Below are 18,848 nucleotides of genomic sequence, written 5' to 3' on the forward strand. Positions count from 1 at the left end.
GCATGGGAATTTTATTATGGCCGTTTAAACTGGTATTCTGGCTGACAGGACTGGTATTGTCCTTATGCGGCAAGCTGATCACCATCATTTTGGGGTTAGCCGTCTGCGCGCTGGGTTTGATGCTGTGCGCGACGCTGATCGGTCTGTGGCTGGGCATTCCGTTAGCTATATTAGGGATTTCGCTGATCATTAAAGGAGTTCTGGGATGAAACGCCCGGAACTTTTAGCGCCGGCGGGCAGCATGGACGCGCTGATCGCCGCCGTCAACAACGGGGCGGACGCGGTCTATCTGGGATCGACGCGCTTCGGCGCGCGGGCCTATGCCGGCAATTTCGACGAGCAGCAGCTGCGTCAGGCGGTGCACTATTGTCATCAACACGAGGTGAAGGTCTATGTCACCGTCAACACGCTGATTTTTGAAAACGAGCTGGACGATGCCAAGGCGTTGATTGATTTTCTGTATCACACCGACGTCGACGCTCTGATCGTACAGGATCTCGGCTTGGTTTCCTGGATCCGCCGGGCTTATCCGGATTTTGAGCTGCATGCTTCGACGCAGATGCACATCCATAACCGGGAGGGTGTGCGCTGGGTCAGACAGCTGGGGATGAAGCGCGCTGTGCTGGCGCGGGAAACCCCGGTCGAACTGGTCAGGGAGTGCGCTGAGGAAGGGCTGGATCTGGAGATTTTCGTCTACGGCGCCTTGTGCGTCTGTTACAGCGGCGAATGCCTGATGTCCAGCATCAACGGCGGCCGCAGCGGCAACCGCGGCCAGTGCGCACAGCCCTGCCGGCTGCCGTATCAACTGGTTGAAAGGGACAGCGGCCGGGTCATCGAAGCTCCGGGGGAATACTTATTAAGTCCGATGGATCTCAATACCCTTGACCAGGTTGAGGAGTTGATCCGCAGCGGAGCGACGAGCTTTAAAATTGAAGGCCGGATGAAGCGGCCGGAATATGTCGGTGCGGTCGTGCGGGCTTACCGTGAGAAAATCGACGCGGTTCTGGCCGGAATGCGGCCGGCTTCTGAGGAAGAGGAACAGATCCGGTTAAAGAAGTTGTTCAACCGCGGCTTCACCACCGGCTATCTGTTTCATCAAAGCGGACCGGCGTTGATGAATCCGCTGCGCCCCAATCACGTTGGAATCCGCATCGGCACGGTGCTCAGCCAACGCAACGGCCGTGTCCAGGTAAAATTAACCGCGCCGCTGCATCAGGGCGACGGACTGCGGATTTTACGTGAAAACGGCGAAGATATCGGCTTCATTGCCAATTACATCTATAAGCATGATTTGTTATGCGCCCAGGGACAGCCGGGCGAGATCATTGAGCTGCCGGTGCGGGAGAAAGTCCGGCCGGAGGCTGCTTTGCTTCAGACGACTGACAGCGAGCTGATGAAGGAAATCCAGGCGCAGTCTGCCCAGCCGGCGCGCCGGACGGCCGTGCGGTTTACGATCCGAGGCCGGGCTGGCGAACCGATGCAGGTGGACGTCTGCGACGAAATGGGATTTCAGGCGCAGGCCCGGACGGAACAAGTTCTGCAGCCCGCGCAGAAAGCACCGTTGGACACGGGGCGGTTAACCCAGCAGCTGGGCAAGCTGAACGATACGCCGTTTCAGCTGGAAAGCGTCGACAATCAGCTGGAAGGGGCGTTGTTTCTGCCAGTTCAGCAAATTAACGAAGCCCGCCGCCAGGCGCTTGATCAACTTGCGCAGCGGCGAGCTGTCCGCTATCCTGAGCGGGCTCAGCTTCAGCGTCAGGCTGTTCAGCCTTTAACGATCCAAGAAAAACAGCCGCTGCCGGGATTGATCGTGCAGATTGAAACCCGCGAACAGGCGGAAGCGTTGGCTGAGCTTCCAGTGCAGCTGATCAGCAGCGTGCCGGCCCTGATTCAGGCGTATCCGCAGATCATGCCCTCAACGCTGCGGGTCCAGGAGCATCCGGCCCGCTGCGAAACGGAATGGCTACAGACCGAGGAAATCGGAACGCTGACCCGGACAACGACGCGGTTGATCTGTACGAGCGGCTTCAATGTGACCAACAGCGAAGCGCTGGCGCTGCTGCTCAGCCAGACTTCGGTAGCAGGTGTGGAGTTTTCACTGGAAATTAATCCAATGCAGCAGAGTGCGATTCGTGAAGCGTTTAAAGAACAATACGGATTTTCCGCGCCGACCGTGCAGTACGTCTACGGCTATCGCGATCTGATGGTGTCCAAGGCTTGTCCGGTCAACCGATTGTTAAAAGACGGGACAAAGCGGAACTGTCAGCTTTGTCATCAGCAGGCCTACGCGCTGAAAAATAAAAAAGGCGAGCTCTATCCCGTTTTCGGCGACGCCGCCTGTTACAGTCATTGTCTTGAAAAAACGCCGTTTGAGCTCAAAGCCGGCGAGCTGGATCCACATTCTGCGTGGAAGATCCGGCTGACGCTGGAAGACGGCGCTGCCAGCCGGCAGATCGTTGAACGTTTCCTTCGTATCCGCAACCGGATTCAGGGAGAATAAGGAACTGTTGGTTGAAAAGAAAACAAGATCGTACACTTCCACCGCGGCGAAACGCCGCGGTTTTACTATGTTTCGATATGAAAATCAAAAGTTCCGTTTCGGAAGCGGGATGAGCTGGTTTAACGTTTTCAATTATGCTACACTAACAAAAAGGGGGAATTTTCATGTTTGAAGCTTCAATTTCAGAACTGGCGGAAGGCTTGCGGACCGGCCGCTGGACCAGCCGGAGTTTAACCGAGGAAGCACTGCGCCGTATCGCGGAGATCGACCAGTCCGGACCGGGCTTGAACGCGATTGCCGAGGTGAATCCGGATGCGCTTTGGATTGCGGACGCGCTCGACCGCGAGCTGCGGGAAACAGGACCGCGCGGACCGCTGCATGGGCTGCCGGTCGTCGTGAAAGATAATATCAGCACAGCCGGCAAGATGCACACCACGGCCGGTTCGGCGGCACTGGCTGATTTTTACGCACCGCAGGACGCCGAAGTCGTGCACCGGCTGAAGCAGGCGGGAGCCGTCATTCTCGGTAAAGCCTGTCTTTCTGAATTCGCGTATTGGGTAGCCCGGAAGCGGAAGATGCCGTCAGGGTTCAGCTCGCGCAGCGGTCAGGTCGTCAATCCCTATGATCCGCAGCTGGATCCGTCCGGAAGCAGCTCCGGCTCCGCCGTGGTCGTCGCCGCTCAGCTTGTACCGTTTTCCATCGGTACGGAAACCAACGGTTCGCTTGTTTCCCCAGCCCGCAACAACGCCGTGGCGACGATCAAGCCGACGGTGGGGCTGATTTCCCGCAGCGGCATCATTCCGATCTCCTCGATGCAGGATACGGCTGGACCGATGGGCAAGACGATCGCGGACTGCGCCGTCGTCCTGGATGCGTTATGGGGCAAGGATGAACTGGACCCGGCGACGCTGGCGTGCCCGGATCACTTCGATTTCGCCGGTGCGCTGAACCGCGGGGTCGCAGGCTTCCGGATCGGCGTTCTGACGTTTGACGACGCACCGCAGGATGAGCTTGAAAACACGATTCTGGAGCAGGCGCGGCAGATTCTGGTACAGCAGGGCGCAATGCTGGTGCCGGTTTCCCTCCCGCAGGGCCGGCTGAACAATCTGCCGGTGCTGGAACATGAATTCAAAAATGGAATCAACGCCTGGCTGGGGTCTGTCCGCGGCTGCACCGCGATGCGTACGCTGGACGATATCCTAGCGTATAACCGCCGGCATGCGCAAACCTGCCTGCGTTACGGACAGGATCTTCTGGAAAGCAGCAACCGCACCTCCGGCACGCTGCGGGAAGCCGACTATCTCCGGCAGCGCTTAGCGTTGACCCGTCAAACACGCACAGAAGGAATCGACCGGCTGTTGAAGGAATATCAGCTCGATTGTCTGATGACGGTTAAAATCACCGGTTATGCGCCGATTGCCGGATATCCCTGCGCCGCGGTCTGCGCGCAAAGTCCGGATCAGGGGACGCCGTGTTCTGTCTTGTTTATCGCTACGGCCTGGAGCGAAGAAACACTGATCACCGCTGCCCATGCCCTTGAAACAAAACTGTGCGCCCGCCATGCCCCGATTTTCCAATAAAATCAAAAAAAGCATATCATCAGTTTCTGGCTGAACGATATGCCTTTATTTTGGTTTGTATGTTCACAGCAGCAGCGACAGGATGACCGTAAAGATGCCGGTGATCCCGATCGCCAGTCCGGACAGGCCGCCTTCCTGTTCGCCGATCTCAATCGCCTTGGACGTGCCCATCGCATGCGACGCTGTGCCCAGGGTAATGCCCAGCGCCACGCTGTTTTTAATCTTCAGTTTAGCGAATAACAGGGGAATCACGATCGAACCGAGAATTCCGGTCAGGATCACCGCCGCCACGGTGATCGCGGGCAGGCCGCCGCTGACCTCGCACACGCTGACCGCAATCGGCGTCGTTACTGACTTCGGCAGCAGCGAACGGGTGATCAGCTCGTTTAAGCCAAAGATCCGGCATAGGAGTGTGATGGAAAGGATCGAGCTGAGCGCTCCCAGAAACGTTCCGATCAGAATCGCCGCCAGGTTCTGCTTCAGGATTTTCCGCTGATTGTACATGGGAATCGCCAGGACACACGTCGCCGGCGTCAGCATCATGGCGATGACGCTGCTGCCTTCCTTAAAATGGGCATAGGGAATCCGCAGAACCGACAGAATCCCAATCAGAATCAGAATTGAAACCAACAATGGATTCAGCCATGTTTTCCGCGTGATCCGCTGCAGCCGGCAGGCCAGAAGATAAACGATCAGGCACAGACCCGTGAAGAAAAACGGACCGTTGAGCAGCTCGTTCATCGCGCCGACCCCCGCTTCTGCCATTTTGTGATCAAAAGGATGCTGCCGCAAGTTACCGCCGCGGTGATCAGGGTGCTGAGCACGATCACCGCCAGGATCGGAAGCAGATCATTTTGGATCGCCCCGAAGCTGTCCAGAATCGACACGCCCGCCGGAATGAAAAAGAACGCCATGTTGGCCAGGAGAAACCCGGCGAACCCGGAAATATCCTCGATCCTCAGCAGCGATGTCGACAGACAGCCCAATAACAGCAGCATCGCCACGATACTGCCGGGAAAAGCAAACGGCAGCAGGGCGCTGATCACCTCGCCCAGCCAGCACAACAGAAACACAATCGTGATTTGTTTTAAAATTTTCATAGGGGAAAAGAACCTCGCTTTAAAAAGATCGTTACCAGTATACCGGAAATAAAACCCCGGCGCAACCGGGATTTTTGAATGGAAGCGCATTCCTTGAGCAATTTTTATCAAAGTGATCACGGATGTGCGGAATTGCTTAAAAAACATGCGAAAGCACCGCTTTTCGTCCTGGGTTTCCTTTAAATTTAAACGCTGGTTTGTTATAATACATAGATGGAGTGAGAAGGAGGATGCCATGTTTCTAAAACGAATAGAAATGCAGGGCTTTAAATCTTTCGCCGATAAGGTCGTGATTCAGTTTGATCACGACGTCACCGGGATCGTAGGCCCCAACGGCTGCGGGAAAAGCAACATTACCGACGCGATCCGCTGGGTTCTGGGCGAACAGTCCGTGAAGTCTCTGCGCGGCAACGCGATGACCGACGTCATCTTTGCGGGCAGCGCCGACCGTCGAATGGTCAACATGGCTGAGGTTACCCTTGTCTTTGACAACAGCCGCCGGGATCTTAACAGCGAGCTGGATGAAATAGAAGTCACACGCCGGCTTTACCGCAATAACGGTGAAGCCCAGTATTTGATCAACCGCAACCCGGTCCGGTTAAAGGACGTTGTGGATCTGATTCTGGACAGCGGCCTGGGAAAAGATTCCCTGTCGATGATTTCTCAGGGCAATATCAGTTCATTCGCGGAAGCCAAGCCGATCGAACGGCGGGCGATCTTTGAGGATGCCGCCGGCGTCAGCAAGTACAAGAAACGCAAGCTTGAATCGCTGTCCAAGCTGGAGCGGACCAAGGAAAATCTCGACCGCACCCAGGATATCTTAAGCGAATTGGAGCGGCAGGTTTCGCCGTTGAAACGCCAGGCCCGCAAGGCTGAGATTTACAGGGAAAAGAAAGCACGTCTGCAGGAAATCGAGATCGCCGTCTTAGTCGAGGAGATCACGCATCTTAACCAGCAGATCAACGAAGCTGTCAAGACGCTGTTCGATATCGAGAATTCGACGACGATGCAGCAGACGACGATTCAGGTTCATGAAACGGCCAATCTGGAGGCCAAGAAGGATTCCAACGGGCTGGAAGTCGAAATCAACAAGCTGCAGGAAGAACTGATGCGCGTCATCAATGAAATCCAAACGCTGGAAACCCGCAAGATCGAGCTGGATGAAAAGCGGAAATACGCGATTGAGGTCGGCACGCGCGAGGAAAAAGCGAAGCAGATGCAGTCGTTATTGGAAGAAGCGCGCTTTGAATACGAAGACCGGCAGCAGCGGCTGGATCAGCTGCAGCGGGATGTGGCGCTGCTTTCCCAACAGCTGTCGCAGACCGCGATGGAGCTGGCTGAAAACTCGCAGAAAAACGACGAGGCCGCCGGCATTCTGCGGCGGCTGCAGAACCGCAGGGAAGTGCTGGAAAACCTGGCCCGTCAGCCGTTCAATTCACAAGCCGGCGTCAAGGCTGTCATGGATTCCCAGGCGTTTCTGCCCGGCGTCTTAGGCGTCGTGGCGAAAGTGCTGGAACCGGAAAAAGGCTATGAGGAAGCGATTTCGGTTGCCTTAGGCGGCGCGATGTACAACATCGTGACCACCGACGAGGCCAGCGCCCGTCAGGCGATCAGCTTTTTGAAAAAGAACCAGAGCGGGCGCGCGACGTTTCTGCCGATCCGGGTCTTAAAACCCCGCTGGATCGCGCAGGATCACCGCATCGTGGCGCAGAACACCGAAGGCTTCTTAGGCGTCGCCAGCGAGTTCATCCACTGTGATCCGCAGTTTGATTTAGTCAGTCAGTCGTTACTGCAGAACGTATTGGTCTGCGATACGCTGGAACATGGCAACAACCTGGCCGATTTATTAAAGTTCAGTTATAAAATCGTAACGCTGGACGGCGACGTCATCCACCGCGGCGGTTCGATGACCGGCGGCAAGGCCCGCAACAGTTCGTCCTTAATGACGGTTCAGCGTGAACTGGAAGAAATCACGGGAACGATTCAATCGCAGCAGGCGAAATGCCAGTTGGCGCAGAAGGCGCTGGATCAATCCGGACGCCAGCGCTCTGAGCTGGAGCGGTCGCTGACGGAGAAACGGATTGCCAGCGCTCAGCTGGAACCGGTCGTCGACGCCAAGCGTGCCAAATTTGAACGCTTGAAAAACGATTACGAGCTGTTAGCGCCGGAAGCGGTAGACGGCGAGCAGGAAACGTTTGCGGATTCGCTGATCACATCGCTTAACCAGGCCTATTCCCGCCGGGATGAAATCACGACGTCCCTGTCCCAGAAGCGCCAGCAGAAGATGAAGCTGACTGCCGACATCGAACGCCGCGAGCAGCAGATCCGCCAGATCCGCCGGGAACTGGAAACGGCGACCGCCAGCTCGCATGCGATTCAGCTCGACAAGGCGAAGATTGAAACACGCCTGGAAAACAACCTGGCGCGGCTGACCAGCGAATATCAGCTGACCTATGAATACGCCCGCACCAAGGTTGAGGAAAGCCACATTGAAAACGCGCGTGAGGAAGTGCTGCAGCTGCGCTCGGAAATTGAAGCGCTCGGCAACATCAACATGAACGCGCCGGAAGAATACACTGAGGTCAACGACCGGTATGAATTCATGCGCAAGCAGGTGGACGATCTGATCGCCAGCCGTGATAAAATCCTGTCGGCCATCGACGAGATGGACGAAGTCATGGTCCGGCAGTTCAAGGATATGTTCGATAAGATCAACGAGGAGCTGGGCGACACATTCCGCGCGTTGTTCGGCGGCGGCAAGGCCCGCCTGATCTTAGAGGATCCAACGGATTTGTTAAACACCGGCATCGATATTGACGTCCAGCCCCCGGGCAAGTCAGTTCAGAATATCCGGCTGTTCTCCGGCGGCGAAAAGAGCCTGATCGCGATCAGCGTGCTGTTTGCGATTCTCAAGGCCCGGCCGGTTCCGTTATGTATCTTCGACGAAGTCGAGGCGGCACTGGATCAGGGCAATGTCGAACGGTTCGCCCGCTACATCAAGAATTTCAGCGAACGGACGCAGTTCATCGTCGTCACCCATCGTCCCGGAACGATGGGGCAGTGCGACGTCCTCTACGGCGTCACGATGCAGAAGCAGGGCGTTTCGCAGATGCTGAAGGTCGAACTGACCGACGCGATTGAAATGGCCGAAACCAAGGAGGTGCAGCCGGCATGAGTTTCTTTGATACGCTGAAAGACAAATTTTCCAAGAAAAAAGACGGCGACCGCTATCTGAGCGGTTTCAACAAAACAAGCGACACGATGGGCAAAAAGCTCAACAAGATGGCGTTCGGCTTCAACGGCGTCACCGAGGATTTCCTCGAAGAACTGATGATCGTGCTGCTGGAGAGCGACGTCGGCATTCAGACCGCGGAGAAGATCTGCGATCAGCTGAAAACGACGGTCGATCAATACCGCTACGTCACGTTCAAGGACGTCATGGCCTTTCTGATGGAGATCATGCAGAATATCTATCTGGAGAGCAACGATGCGCCGATCGTGATGAATGAGAACGGTCCGACCGTGATCCTGATGGTGGGTGTCAACGGCAGCGGCAAGACCACGACGTGCGCCAAGCTGACCAAGCTGTATCAGAGTCAGGGCAAAAAAGTCGGCGTCGTGGCCGCGGACACGTTTAGGGCCGGGGCGATCGAGCAGCTGGCGCGCTGGGCTGATAAGCTCGGCGTCCCGTGCATCAAAGGCCGCGAGAACGGCGATCCCAGCAGCGTGCTGGTCGACGGCTGCCGCTATGCCAAGGAACACAACCTGGATATCCTGTTGTGCGACACTGCCGGACGCTTGCAGAACAAAGTCAATCTGATGAACGAGCTGGCCAAGATGCGCAAGGTCATCGGCCGTGAAATCGAAGGCGCGCCCCATCATGTATGGCTGGTGCTCGATTCCACAACCGGCCAGAACGGCTTATCCCAGGCCAAGATCTTCCAGGAGGTCACGGATGTGACCGGCATCATCCTGACCAAAATGGACGGCACCGCCAAGGGCGGCATCGTGCTGGCGATCAAGGATGTGCTGCACATTCCGGTCTATTATCTGGGCTTAGGCGAAAGGGAAGACGACCTCAAGCCGTTTGATCTCGATCTGTATCTTTACAGCATTTCGGAAGGCATCCGGGATGTCGGATAAAGAATTGGCTCAAACCGAACGAATGAATCTTTTGATCGATTTCTATGGTACGCTGCTGACAGAGAAGCAGCGCACGATCCTGGATTACTACTTTCAAGAGGATTATTCGCTCTCGGAAATCGCCGAGCTGCAGCAAACCAGCCGCAGCGCCGTGTACGATCTTCTGAAACGCTGTGAAAAGATTTTGGAAGACTATGAATCGAAACTTCACCTGCTGCGTCACTATCAGGTCCGCATCGCGCAATATGAAAAGCTGAAAGCGCTGCACATTGCCGAAGTCGACGCGCTGGTCGAGGTCTGTATGCAGACAGAATAAATGGAGGTACATATGAGTAAAGTTATTTCAGTCAACGCAGGCAGTTCATCCCTTAAGTTCCAGCTGTTCAACATGCCCGAGGAGGAAGTTCTGACTTCCGGTGTGGCAGAACGGATCGGGCTGGACGAAGGCATCTTCACGATCAAGGTCAACGGGGAAAAACATACCCAGAACCTGCCGATCAAGGACCACAAGGTCGCGGTCGAACTGCTTTTGGAAGCTCTGGTTAAATATCACATCGTCGAAACGCTGGATGAGATTTCCGCTGCCGGCCACCGCATCGTTCAGGGCGGCGCGTACTTCGATCAGTCCGTCAAGGTCGATGAGGACGTCGTCAATAAAGTTGAGGAACTGGCGCCGCTGGCGCCGCTGCACAATCCGGCGCATTTGATTTGTTACCGCGCGTTCTGCGAAGCGCTGCCGAAAATCGGCCACGTGTTCGTCTTTGATACGGCGTTCCATCAGACGATGACACCGGAATCCTACATCTTCCCGGTTCCGTACGAATGGTACACGGAAGATAAGGTTCGCCGTTACGGCGCTCACGGCACCAGCCACCAGTATGTTTCCCAGCGCACTGCGGAATTGATGGGCAAGGACATTGCGGATACCCGCATCATCACCTGCCACTTAGGCAACGGCGCTTCGATCACGGCGGTCAAGGGCGGCAAGTGCGTCAACACATCGATGGGCTTCACACCGTTAGGCGGCATCATGATGGGCGGCCGCTGCGGCGACATCGATCCATCCGTCATCTGCCATATCATGGATAAGAAGGGCATTTCCCCGAAAGAAATGGACACGATCTTAAATAAGAAATCCGGCATGCTGGGCGTCAGCGGCATTTCCAGCGATGCCCGTGATATCGAAGACGCAGTGAAGCAGGGCAACGAACGCGCTATTCTGACCCAGGCTGTCTATGTCAACCGCGTGATCAATGTGGTCGGCGGCTACGTCATGCAGATGGGCGGCGTCGATGCGATCGCCTTCACGGCCGGCTTAGGTGAAAACGACACGAACCTGCGCCATCAGATCCTCGAGAAGATGGAAGAATGCCTGGGCTTGTCCATCAACTATGAACTCAACGATAAGACCCGCGGCAAGGAAGTCTGCATTTCCAATCCGAAAAGCAAGGTTCAGGTCTATATCGTACCGACCAACGAAGAACTCGTCATCGCCCGCGACACTGTTCGTCTGTTAGGGTTATAAGCATGTTTGAAGGACTGTATTCCGCACTGGAGCAGTCTGAGGTCATTACACTTTACCGACATATCAATCCGGACTGCGATGCTTTAGGGAGCCAATGGGGGCTTGCCACCTGGTTAAAGCATCGCTTTCCTTTAAAAAGGGTGATTGTGCTCGGACATCAGAAAATGACCAACGGCTTGTTTCCGGACAGCGATGAAGTTGACGATGAGACCATTCGGAAGTCGCTGGCGATCGTGCTGGACACGGCAAACGTGCGGCGGATTGACGATGACCGCTGGCAAAACGCCCGGCAGATCATCCATCTTGACCATCATCCGCAGATCGAGCATTTCGCCGATCTTGAATATGTCATTGATCACTACGCGGCGACCTGTGAAATTCTTGCGGAATTTTTCAGCAATGTTGATCAGGAACCATTGGAAGCGGATGTCGCGGAATATCTGTACCGCGGTTTACTGACGGATACGCTGAGCTTCAAGACGAGCAACACAACGGAACATACACTCGCAATGGCTTCCTATCTGGCTCAGAGCGGCTTGAATATCCCGCAGATCAACCGCGATCTGTTCGACGTTCCGCTTAAAGAATATGAATTTGCCAGCGCGATCCGGGCCGAAGCTCAAATTCTGGATGAGCATCTGATGATTTCCGTTATTGATCAGGCCTTCTTAGACCGCTGGTCCTTGACGGCTTCCCAGGCAAAGGATCAAGTTTATCAGTTCGGCGGAATCCGCGAAATTGAGATCTGGGCGATCTTTGCCAAGGATCACGACGATCAGGGAAACACCTGGTGGGCTGGTTCGCTGCGTTCCAAGACGCTGCCGGTCAACGACATCGCGATGAATTACCGCGGCGGCGGGCATAAGAACGCGGCCGGCTGCAAATGTCTGGACGACGCCAGTCTGAACGCGCTGATCGCTGAGCTGCGCCAGCGCTTAAAGGAGAATCAAGCATGACTCAATTCCATTTTAACTTTGATCCCAACGCCTTCAACCAATTCAAGACACCGCGCAAGCCTAAAATGAAGCCGGGGAAAGCTCATCTGACAGCTCTGGTGATCACGCTGGCGCTGGCCATTCTGATTGACTATGTGACGCTGCCGGCCTGGAATCTGCACAGTCCCTCGACCGTTATGCTCGTGGTCTTTCTGCTTGTCGTCTTTGGAATCAGCGATTTTGTGCTGTCCGGCAAGTGGGCGCTGATCCAGAAATGCTGCATTTTCGGGGCAGGATTCCTGTTTGCCGCGATGCTGCTACTGATGTTTTTAGGCAGCGAGCTGCTCAATGCTGAGAAATACCGCGATCAGATCGCGATAAAAGACGTGTCTGATTTCAGCTCACAGTTCCAGGCGATTTCAACCGAGCGGATTCCGGTCGTTGATCAGCAGACTGCGGCATTGTTAGGCGACAAACAGATCGGCAAGCAGGCTGGTCTGGGTTCGCAGTATCAGATCGATCAGACCTACACGCTGATCAGCTCTGATCAGCATTTATACCGTGTATCGCCGCTGGAATACCGGGATTTCATCAAATGGTTCCAGAACAACGGCACTGGAATCCCGGGCTTTATCCAGGTCAATGTGAACGATCCCAACGACGTCGATATGGTCATGCTTCAGGAAGGGATTAAGTATTCCCCGTCGGCCTGGTTCAATCAAAATCTGTTCCGGCACATCCGCTTCCGTTATCGCACAGAGCTGCTTTCCGATTATTCATTTGAGCTGGATGACGAAGGTCATCCGTATTGGGTTGTTTCCGTCGTCGCACCGGAAATCGGTTACTACGGCGGATTAAGCGCTCAGGGCGTGATCATCGTCGATCCAATGACCGGTGAGATGAACAAATACGCTATGGATGAAATTCCAGCCTGGGTGGATCGTGTCCAGCCGGCGGAGCTGGCATGGAATCAGATTGACAACTGGGGCTATTACGTCCATGGTTTCTTCAACACGCTGTTTGGTCAGAAGGATATGATTCAAACGACCGACGGCTACAATTTTGTCAATATCGACGGGCAAACCTATGTCTTTTCCGGCCTGACTTCCGTCGCGGCGGATCATTCGATCAACGGCTTTGCCTTGATCAATCTGCGCACCAAGGAAGCCAGCTATATCAAAGTCGGCGGCGCTGACGAGGTTTCGGCGATGGCTTCCGCGGAAGGGCAGGTTCAGCATCTGAACTATCGCGCAACCTTCCCGATTCTGTTGAATATCGCGGATGAGCCGACATATTTCATCTCCTTGAAAGATTCCGAAGGGCTGGTCAAAATGTATTCCTTCGTCGACGTTACGGACTACTCCATTGTCGGGATCGGTGAAACGATGCAGACGGCGCATGACGATTATCTGCGAAAGCTGAAAACTGCGAACAAGCAGATCAGCGGTGAAGTGGCGGAAATGAAAACGGTCACGGGAAAGGTGGCTGCGATCGCTTCTGCCGTGCAGGAAGGCACAACGCATTATTATCTCACGCTGGAGAACGATGTGCATCTGTATGTACTCTCTCTGGACATCAGTGCGGAGCTGACACTCACCCAGGCGGGTCAAAACGTCATGATCGAGTATCTGGATACTGTCGGCAACACGGTTGCCGGAAGTCGTTTTGACAATTTGGAAATGGATTACGAATAAGCAAAAACGCCTGAAATAAAGCAAAATTTAAGATTAGTTTCTGTTGAACTCTGAAACGAAAGATGGTATCATATACGAGTACCGGAGGTAATAAGTATGAGTGAATTGTTAAACAAAAAAGCATTAGTAGATACTGTTGCGAATCAGATGGGAATGACAAAGAAAGCGGCAGGCGAAACTGTCGATCTGATCTTTGATGAAATTACTTCAACGCTGAAAGACGGCGGCAAAGTCGATATCAGCGGCTTCGGCAAATTCGAAGTGAAGACAAGAGCTGAAAGAACAGGCATCAATCCTGCAACAAAGGAAAAGATCACCGTGCCTGCGACAAAGGTTCCAGGATTCAAAGCTGCTAAAGCCTTAAAAGACGCTGTAAAATAAGAAGCCTTGCGCTTCTTTTTTTGTGAAAAAGGGTGAATCCGTGCCGAGACTCTCTCAAAGGCTGAAACAAGGATGAAATGAGGAGAGACTGATAATTCAATAAGATCGCTTGATCAACAGGAATTCTGCGTGAAGCAATTCATTCGCCAATTCGGATATTCTATGGTAGAATAACAAAAACTCAAGATCAGCGCAGCAGCAGACTCACATGTTCCTGCCAATTTGGGTTATACTAGAGAATAGAAGGAGTGATGAAGATGGATTGGATCCTTTACTTAGCGGCTTTATTCCTGGTTATGTTCTCTCAGATCAAGGTTCAGGGCGCCTATGCGCGTTACCGGCAGGTGATGACGCTGCGCGGTTATACTGGGGCCCAGGTGGCTCGGCGGATTCTAGACGATCATGGTCTGCAGCATGTTCAGGTCGAACCCGCTCCTGGCGGGGCATTGTCTGATCATTACGATCCAAAAGCGAATGTTGTCCGGCTGTCCGAAGACATTTACGCCAATTCCAGTATCGCTTCTGTGGCGGTGGCGGCGCACGAATGCGGCCATGCGATCCAGCATGCAGAGAATTATGGATTCATCGCTTTGCGGAACTCCATTCTTCCCTTTGCGATGGTATCCAGTCAGCTTTCCTGGCTTGTCTTGATCTTGGGACTGTTGTTCAGCTCCACTGGCCTGTTTTACACCGGCATTCTGATGTTGAGCTGCGTCGCCGTCTTTCAGTTAGTGACGCTGCCGGTAGAACTTGATGCTTCCAAGCGGGCCATGGCGCTGGTCTATGAGGAAGGATTTGTCGTTCAGGAAGAGCGGAAAGATGTCAAAGCGATGCTGAGCGCGGCTGCGTTTACTTATATCGCATCGTTAATTTCCTCAGTGCTGCAGATCCTGCGGCTGCTTCTGATCTTCAACCGGAACCGGGATTAGATTCCATACTGCAGCGATGCTCACAGCTATAAAACAGCTGTGAGTTTTTCTTTATCTTGAGCAGCGGTGTGGTATACTTGAGAAAAAGGAGGCGTTTTTATGAAAGTTTGGCAGCAATATCTTGAGGAGGAAATCAATGCTTTACGCCGGATTGAAAGGACCCAGACGACTGCGATTGAACAAGCCGCGCGGATTCTGGCCGACTGCACGAAGAACGACGGAATAATCCGGGTTTTCGGCTGCGGTCATTCGCATCTGATCGCAGATGATGTCTTCTATCGTTCTGCCACCTTGGGCAACGTTCAGGCCGTTTTGGAAGAAGCTGTGACTGGAAATACCCAGATTACTAAATCAGGATTCCTGGAAAAAATGGAAGGCTATGCTGAGAAGATCATTGATTACTACCGCTTTGAACCAAACGACGCTGTGATCTGCATTTCCAATTCCGGCAACAATGCCGTCACGCTGGAATTTGCGAAGATCTGTAAGGAAAGGGGCTTTCCGGTCATTGTTCTGACGAATACCGAATATTCCGCAACATTGAAACCAAGACATTCCAGCGGCAAGCATTTGATGGATTTTGGCGACGTTGTGATTTCAAATTGTTCTGCCCTTGGCGATGCCGCGGTGGCGATTGAAGGACTGCCGATGAAGGTGGGATCGACGTCCTCCATACCATTTCTCTTCCTGATCAACGCGATTCTGGCGGAAGCGGTGGATTTGTGCGTAAAGGAAGGCTTTATTCCGGATGTCTATTATAACGGCTCCTTACGGGTTAACAATCCGGCGTTGGGTGAGCATAACTTCGCCATTATCGACAAATATTTCTATCGCATGCGCAATCTGTAAGTTCGCTTTACGACAGATTTATGAATCTGACCAAAAAACGACGATTGTCGGATCGGCGGGACAAGGGTATAATAGAATCAGAAAACAGAATCAGGACCGTCGTCCGGAAAGGAAAGATCATGAAAAAAGCGTTGAAAGTTGTTGGCGTTGTCGCTGTGGCAGGAGCCGGGCTCTACGCCTGTAATTATTACAAGCAGTACCGAAAGTTCAAGAAGATGGAAGAACGGATGGAAAAGCTACCGCTGCATAAGCTGCAGGAAGCGGTAAAGGAAAGACGTTCCAATCCGGATACAGTTGTTGTGGAAGTATCCAAGAGGGCAGGGCTGTGGCAGAAACTAATCGCCTGCCTGCATGTTTTAACGGCCTGAAATCTAACGTGGTAAGCAGTATAAGAAAAAGTCCGGATAAACGGACTTTTTAGATTACAGTTAAGAATGGAATAATGCTTGGGTTTCCTATGTCGGCTTGTTATAATTGTAACTAGCAAGGATGAAGGGGAGTCATCTTCACTTTAACAAAGGTATAGAATATGGATTACTTAAAGAGTATTTTTACATGGATTCACTGTGATTTTTATTTCCGGGTTTCATTTCTTATTGGATTGCTACTTGTTTTGATTGTGTCGGGAATAAGCAACTTACTGATCAATCATTTAAATTGTTTCCATCAATGGGACGTTTTCATAATTTTATTGTTTTCTGCTTTTTATGGGTTAACAGACGTCCTCGTCTGTCTTTTGTTAATTCTTAATCCCCAGATGAATGATTTAAATAAGAAGCAGCGAGTCAGCTGCTTAGTCGAATATGCAAGAATCATAAATATTGAGGTCCTGATATTCAAAGCATTTCAGATTCTTTTCGTTTATTATTTTTCCATCTCTGAATGGATTATCGCGATCTTTGGTTTACTCGTAAACGGGATCATCTGTTATTCATTTATCCGCTGGAAGCAGAAACGTATGAGTAAATCTGGGAAATATGATTCATCTACATAGCTTCGCATAATGTATCTTATCCAATTTTTATATTTGGAATAAGCAATTCAATCGTTGTGATATCGAAAATAAACGCCGCAGAGAGAACACTCCCGTCTGCGGCGTCACTGGTTTTATTTCAAATATGATAAATACGATTCGCCATATTCCGGCATCGACACCTCAAAATTCTCGGCCACCGTTGCGCCCAGATTGGCAAACGTATTCGCCAGCGGCAACAAACCGGAACCTTGATGCGATGGCGAGTACAGAATCAAAGGCACCATTTCACGCGTATGATCTGTTCCCGTATGACAAGGATCGTTGCCGTGATCGGCGGTAATGATCACCAGATCCTCTTCCCGCAGTTGTCCCAGGAACGTGGTTAACAGCTGATCATAATCCTCCAATTCCTGCGCATAACCCTGCGGGTTGCGGCGATGTCCCCACTTTGCGTCAAAATCAACCAGATTCACAAAGCACAGGCCGGTGAAATCCTTCTGCGTCAGTTCAATCGTCTGCTCCATACCGTGATGACTGCTTGTCGACTTATACGCTTCCGTAATCCCTTCGCCGTCAAAGATATCTTTAATCTTGCCAACGCTGATCACATCATAACCCTTATCCTTCAGCTCGTTCAACACGGTGCGGCCAAACGGCTTCAATGCCAGGTCATGACGATTGCTGGTACGAGTGAAATGGCCCTTGCCTTCACCGACAAACGGCCGGGCGATGACGCGTCCCACCTTCCATTCATCCTTCATCGTCAGCTCACGCGCAATCTCGCAGCAGCGATACAGTTCTTCTAAGCCGAAGACTTCTTCATGGGCCGCGATTTGCAGCACGGAATCCGCCGATGTATAGACGATCATATCCTTGGTCTTCATGTGATGCTCACCCAGTTCATCCAGAATCTCCGTCCCGCTGGCTGATTTGTTGCCGACAATCTTATAGCCCGTGCGTTTTTCCAACTCGTCGATCAATTCCTGCGGAAATCCGGTGTCCGTAAACGTCTGAAATGGTTTATCAATGTATAAGCCCATCATTTCCCAATGGCCGGTCATAGTGTCCTTGCCGACCGAAGCTTCCAACATTTTTGTGTAATACCCCTGCGGATCACGCTGCGGTTCTACGCCCAGGATTGAATGCAGGTTGCCATAGCCCAGCTTTTCCATTGCCGGCATTGCCAAGCCGCCGACTGTTTTTGCGATATGACCGATCGTATCTGCACCGCGATCCCCATAATGTTCGGCATCCGGCATTTCACCGCAGCCGACAGAATCCATTACAATTGTAAATATCCGTTTATATTTCATCGTCATTTTCTCCTTCTCGATCCATCAATTTTCCAAGCCCTTCATCATAAGCCGTCCGCAGCCGGTTGCGGTCGATATGTGTGTAGATCTTCGTCGTTGTGATATCAGAATGACCTAACAGCTCCTGAACGCTGCGCAGATCTGCGCCCCCTTCCAGCATGTGCGTGGCATAGGTGTGGCGGAGCTTATGCGGCGTGATCGGCTTCTGAATCCCAGCCTGGATACACACTGATTTTATCATACTTTCGATGGAAGCAGTAGTCGTTTTCTTGCCCAGTCGTGTAATAAACAGCCAGGACGTCGGTTTTTTCTGATATAACGGCCGGACGGTGTCGACATATTCGCGTACAATTTTTATCGTCTGCTTTGGCATCGGCACTAACCGCTCCTTATTCCCTTTGCCCCAGATCCGCAGCATCCCCAATTCCAGATCCACCTGATTCATTGTCAGCGCCGCGCATTCGATGACGCGCAGCCCGCATCCATAGAGAAGCTCGGCAATCGCGTGCCAGCGGATATCCTCCGGGCTATGTCCGAACTGTGCCATGATCTTCTCAATTTCATCCCGCGTGCAGTAGACCGGCAAGGACTGCGTCCGCTGCAGCTGCTCCAGATATTCCGCTGGGTCCAGTTCGTCAAAGCGAAAGGCTAAAAACTGATGGAATCCACGGATTGCGGTGATTGCGTGATTAACAGAAGCGGCGGCGTGATCCCGCGCCAGAACCCGCACATATTCCTCCAGCATCGCCGAATCAATCTGATCGATCCGATCGATTTCTTTCTGCGCAAGAAACTGAAAATACCGGCTGAGATCATTGCGATAGCCGGCAATCGTTTTTTCTGATTTTGGAAACTGAATTGAGATGTAAATCAGATATTGCCGGAAGGCTTCCTCTAGCGTCATATTCTCCCTGCTTTCCAGC

The 18,848-nt window shown here is 52.8% G+C and carries 17 protein-coding genes; 13 read left to right on the top strand and 4 right to left on the bottom strand.

The genetic code is table 11. The features are described from left to right. Window positions 1–2 precede the first annotated feature (2 nt). The 3 genes from I2G61_RS03945 to I2G61_RS03955 all read left to right on the top strand — a co-directional run bounded on the left by I2G61_RS03945 (window position 3) and on the right by I2G61_RS03955 (window position 4,080). Window positions 3–209 carry a hypothetical protein gene (locus I2G61_RS03945; RefSeq protein ID WP_072684463.1) on the top strand — a complete coding sequence of 69 codons (207 nt, stop codon included), beginning with the start codon at window positions 3–5 and terminating at the stop codon, window positions 207–209. Continuing rightward, window positions 206–2,500, top strand: a complete 2,295-nt coding sequence (locus I2G61_RS03950; protein ID WP_072684462.1) for a U32 family peptidase — start codon at window positions 206–208, stop codon at window positions 2,498–2,500. The genes I2G61_RS03945 and I2G61_RS03950 overlap by 4 nt, the downstream gene beginning before the upstream one ends. A 164-nt stretch (window positions 2,501–2,664) precedes the next feature. Then, window positions 2,665–4,080 carry an amidase family protein gene (locus tag I2G61_RS03955; protein ID WP_195547941.1) on the top strand — a complete coding sequence of 472 codons (1,416 nt, stop codon included), beginning with the start codon at window positions 2,665–2,667 and terminating at the stop codon, window positions 4,078–4,080. A 63-nt stretch (window positions 4,081–4,143) separates the two neighbouring features. Here the strand turns inward: I2G61_RS03955 and I2G61_RS03960 are convergent, their stop codons facing one another. Then, entirely contained in the window at window positions 4,144–4,821 is a 678-nt protein-coding gene (locus I2G61_RS03960) for an LrgB family protein (protein ID WP_195547942.1), read from the bottom strand. Continuing rightward, the gene (locus I2G61_RS03965) at window positions 4,818–5,180 is read right to left on the bottom strand and encodes a CidA/LrgA family protein (RefSeq protein WP_195547943.1); all 363 of its coding nucleotides are present in this window, start codon (window positions 5,178–5,180) and stop codon (window positions 4,818–4,820) included. The genes I2G61_RS03960 and I2G61_RS03965 overlap by 4 nt, the downstream gene beginning before the upstream one ends. 235 nt (window positions 5,181–5,415) lie before the next feature. Here I2G61_RS03965 and I2G61_RS03970 point away from each other — a divergent pair, with 235 nt between their 5' ends. The 10 genes from I2G61_RS03970 (at window position 5,416) to I2G61_RS04015 (ending at window position 16,004) form a co-directional block, all read left to right on the top strand. Then, complete coding sequence (locus I2G61_RS03970) at window positions 5,416–8,355, top strand: chromosome segregation protein SMC (protein ID WP_195547944.1); 2,940 nt, start codon at window positions 5,416–5,418, stop codon at window positions 8,353–8,355. Next, entirely contained in the window at window positions 8,352–9,323 is a 972-nt protein-coding gene (ftsY, locus tag I2G61_RS03975; RefSeq protein WP_195547945.1) for a signal recognition particle-docking protein FtsY, read from the top strand. The genes I2G61_RS03970 and ftsY overlap by 4 nt, the downstream gene beginning before the upstream one ends. Then, a complete protein-coding gene (locus I2G61_RS03980; RefSeq protein ID WP_006060729.1) occupies window positions 9,313–9,639 on the top strand; it encodes a putative DNA-binding protein in 327 nt (108 codons plus the stop codon). The genes ftsY and I2G61_RS03980 overlap by 11 nt, the downstream gene beginning before the upstream one ends. Window positions 9,640–9,651: 12 nt before the next feature. Continuing rightward, entirely contained in the window at window positions 9,652–10,848 is a 1,197-nt protein-coding gene (locus I2G61_RS03985) for an acetate/propionate family kinase (protein WP_195547946.1), read from the top strand. 2 nt (window positions 10,849–10,850) lie between these two features. Beyond that, window positions 10,851–11,804 carry a bifunctional oligoribonuclease/PAP phosphatase NrnA gene (locus I2G61_RS03990; RefSeq protein ID WP_195547947.1) on the top strand — a complete coding sequence of 318 codons (954 nt, stop codon included), beginning with the start codon at window positions 10,851–10,853 and terminating at the stop codon, window positions 11,802–11,804. Next, window positions 11,801–13,477 (top strand): hypothetical protein, encoded by a 1,677-nt coding sequence (locus tag I2G61_RS03995; protein ID WP_083538516.1) that lies wholly within the window; start codon window positions 11,801–11,803, stop codon window positions 13,475–13,477. The genes I2G61_RS03990 and I2G61_RS03995 overlap by 4 nt, the downstream gene beginning before the upstream one ends. A 96-nt stretch (window positions 13,478–13,573) precedes the next feature. Beyond that, the gene (locus I2G61_RS04000; RefSeq protein WP_072684455.1) at window positions 13,574–13,858 is read left to right on the top strand and encodes an HU family DNA-binding protein; all 285 of its coding nucleotides are present in this window, start codon (window positions 13,574–13,576) and stop codon (window positions 13,856–13,858) included. A gap of 257 nt (window positions 13,859–14,115) precedes the next feature. Further along, entirely contained in the window at window positions 14,116–14,787 is a 672-nt protein-coding gene (locus tag I2G61_RS04005; RefSeq protein ID WP_229100667.1) for a zinc metallopeptidase, read from the top strand. A gap of 99 nt (window positions 14,788–14,886) precedes the next feature. Then, a complete protein-coding gene (locus tag I2G61_RS04010) occupies window positions 14,887–15,636 on the top strand; it encodes a sugar isomerase domain-containing protein (protein WP_072684453.1) in 750 nt (249 codons plus the stop codon). 119 nt (window positions 15,637–15,755) lie between these two features. Next, complete coding sequence (locus I2G61_RS04015) at window positions 15,756–16,004, top strand: hypothetical protein (protein ID WP_072684452.1); 249 nt, start codon at window positions 15,756–15,758, stop codon at window positions 16,002–16,004. A gap of 739 nt (window positions 16,005–16,743) precedes the next feature. On the opposite strand, the gene deoB is transcribed toward I2G61_RS04015, so the two are convergent. Together deoB and I2G61_RS04025 are read right to left on the bottom strand one after the other, a co-directional pair. Next, window positions 16,744–17,925, bottom strand: coding sequence for a phosphopentomutase (gene deoB / locus I2G61_RS04020; RefSeq protein ID WP_255524671.1), 1,182 nt, complete (start codon window positions 17,923–17,925; stop codon window positions 16,744–16,746). Continuing rightward, window positions 17,915–18,829: a tyrosine-type recombinase/integrase gene (locus I2G61_RS04025; RefSeq protein ID WP_195547948.1), complete on the bottom strand. Its 915-nt coding sequence runs from the start codon at window positions 18,827–18,829 to the stop codon at window positions 17,915–17,917. Before I2G61_RS04025 ends, deoB begins: the two co-directional genes overlap by 11 nt. Window positions 18,830–18,848: the final 19 nt, after the last annotated feature.

The sequence above is a fragment of the Holdemania sp. 1001095H_141210_F2 genome, from assembly GCF_015558105.1.
GTDB lineage: Bacteria > Bacillota_I > Bacilli_A > Erysipelotrichales > Erysipelotrichaceae > Holdemania.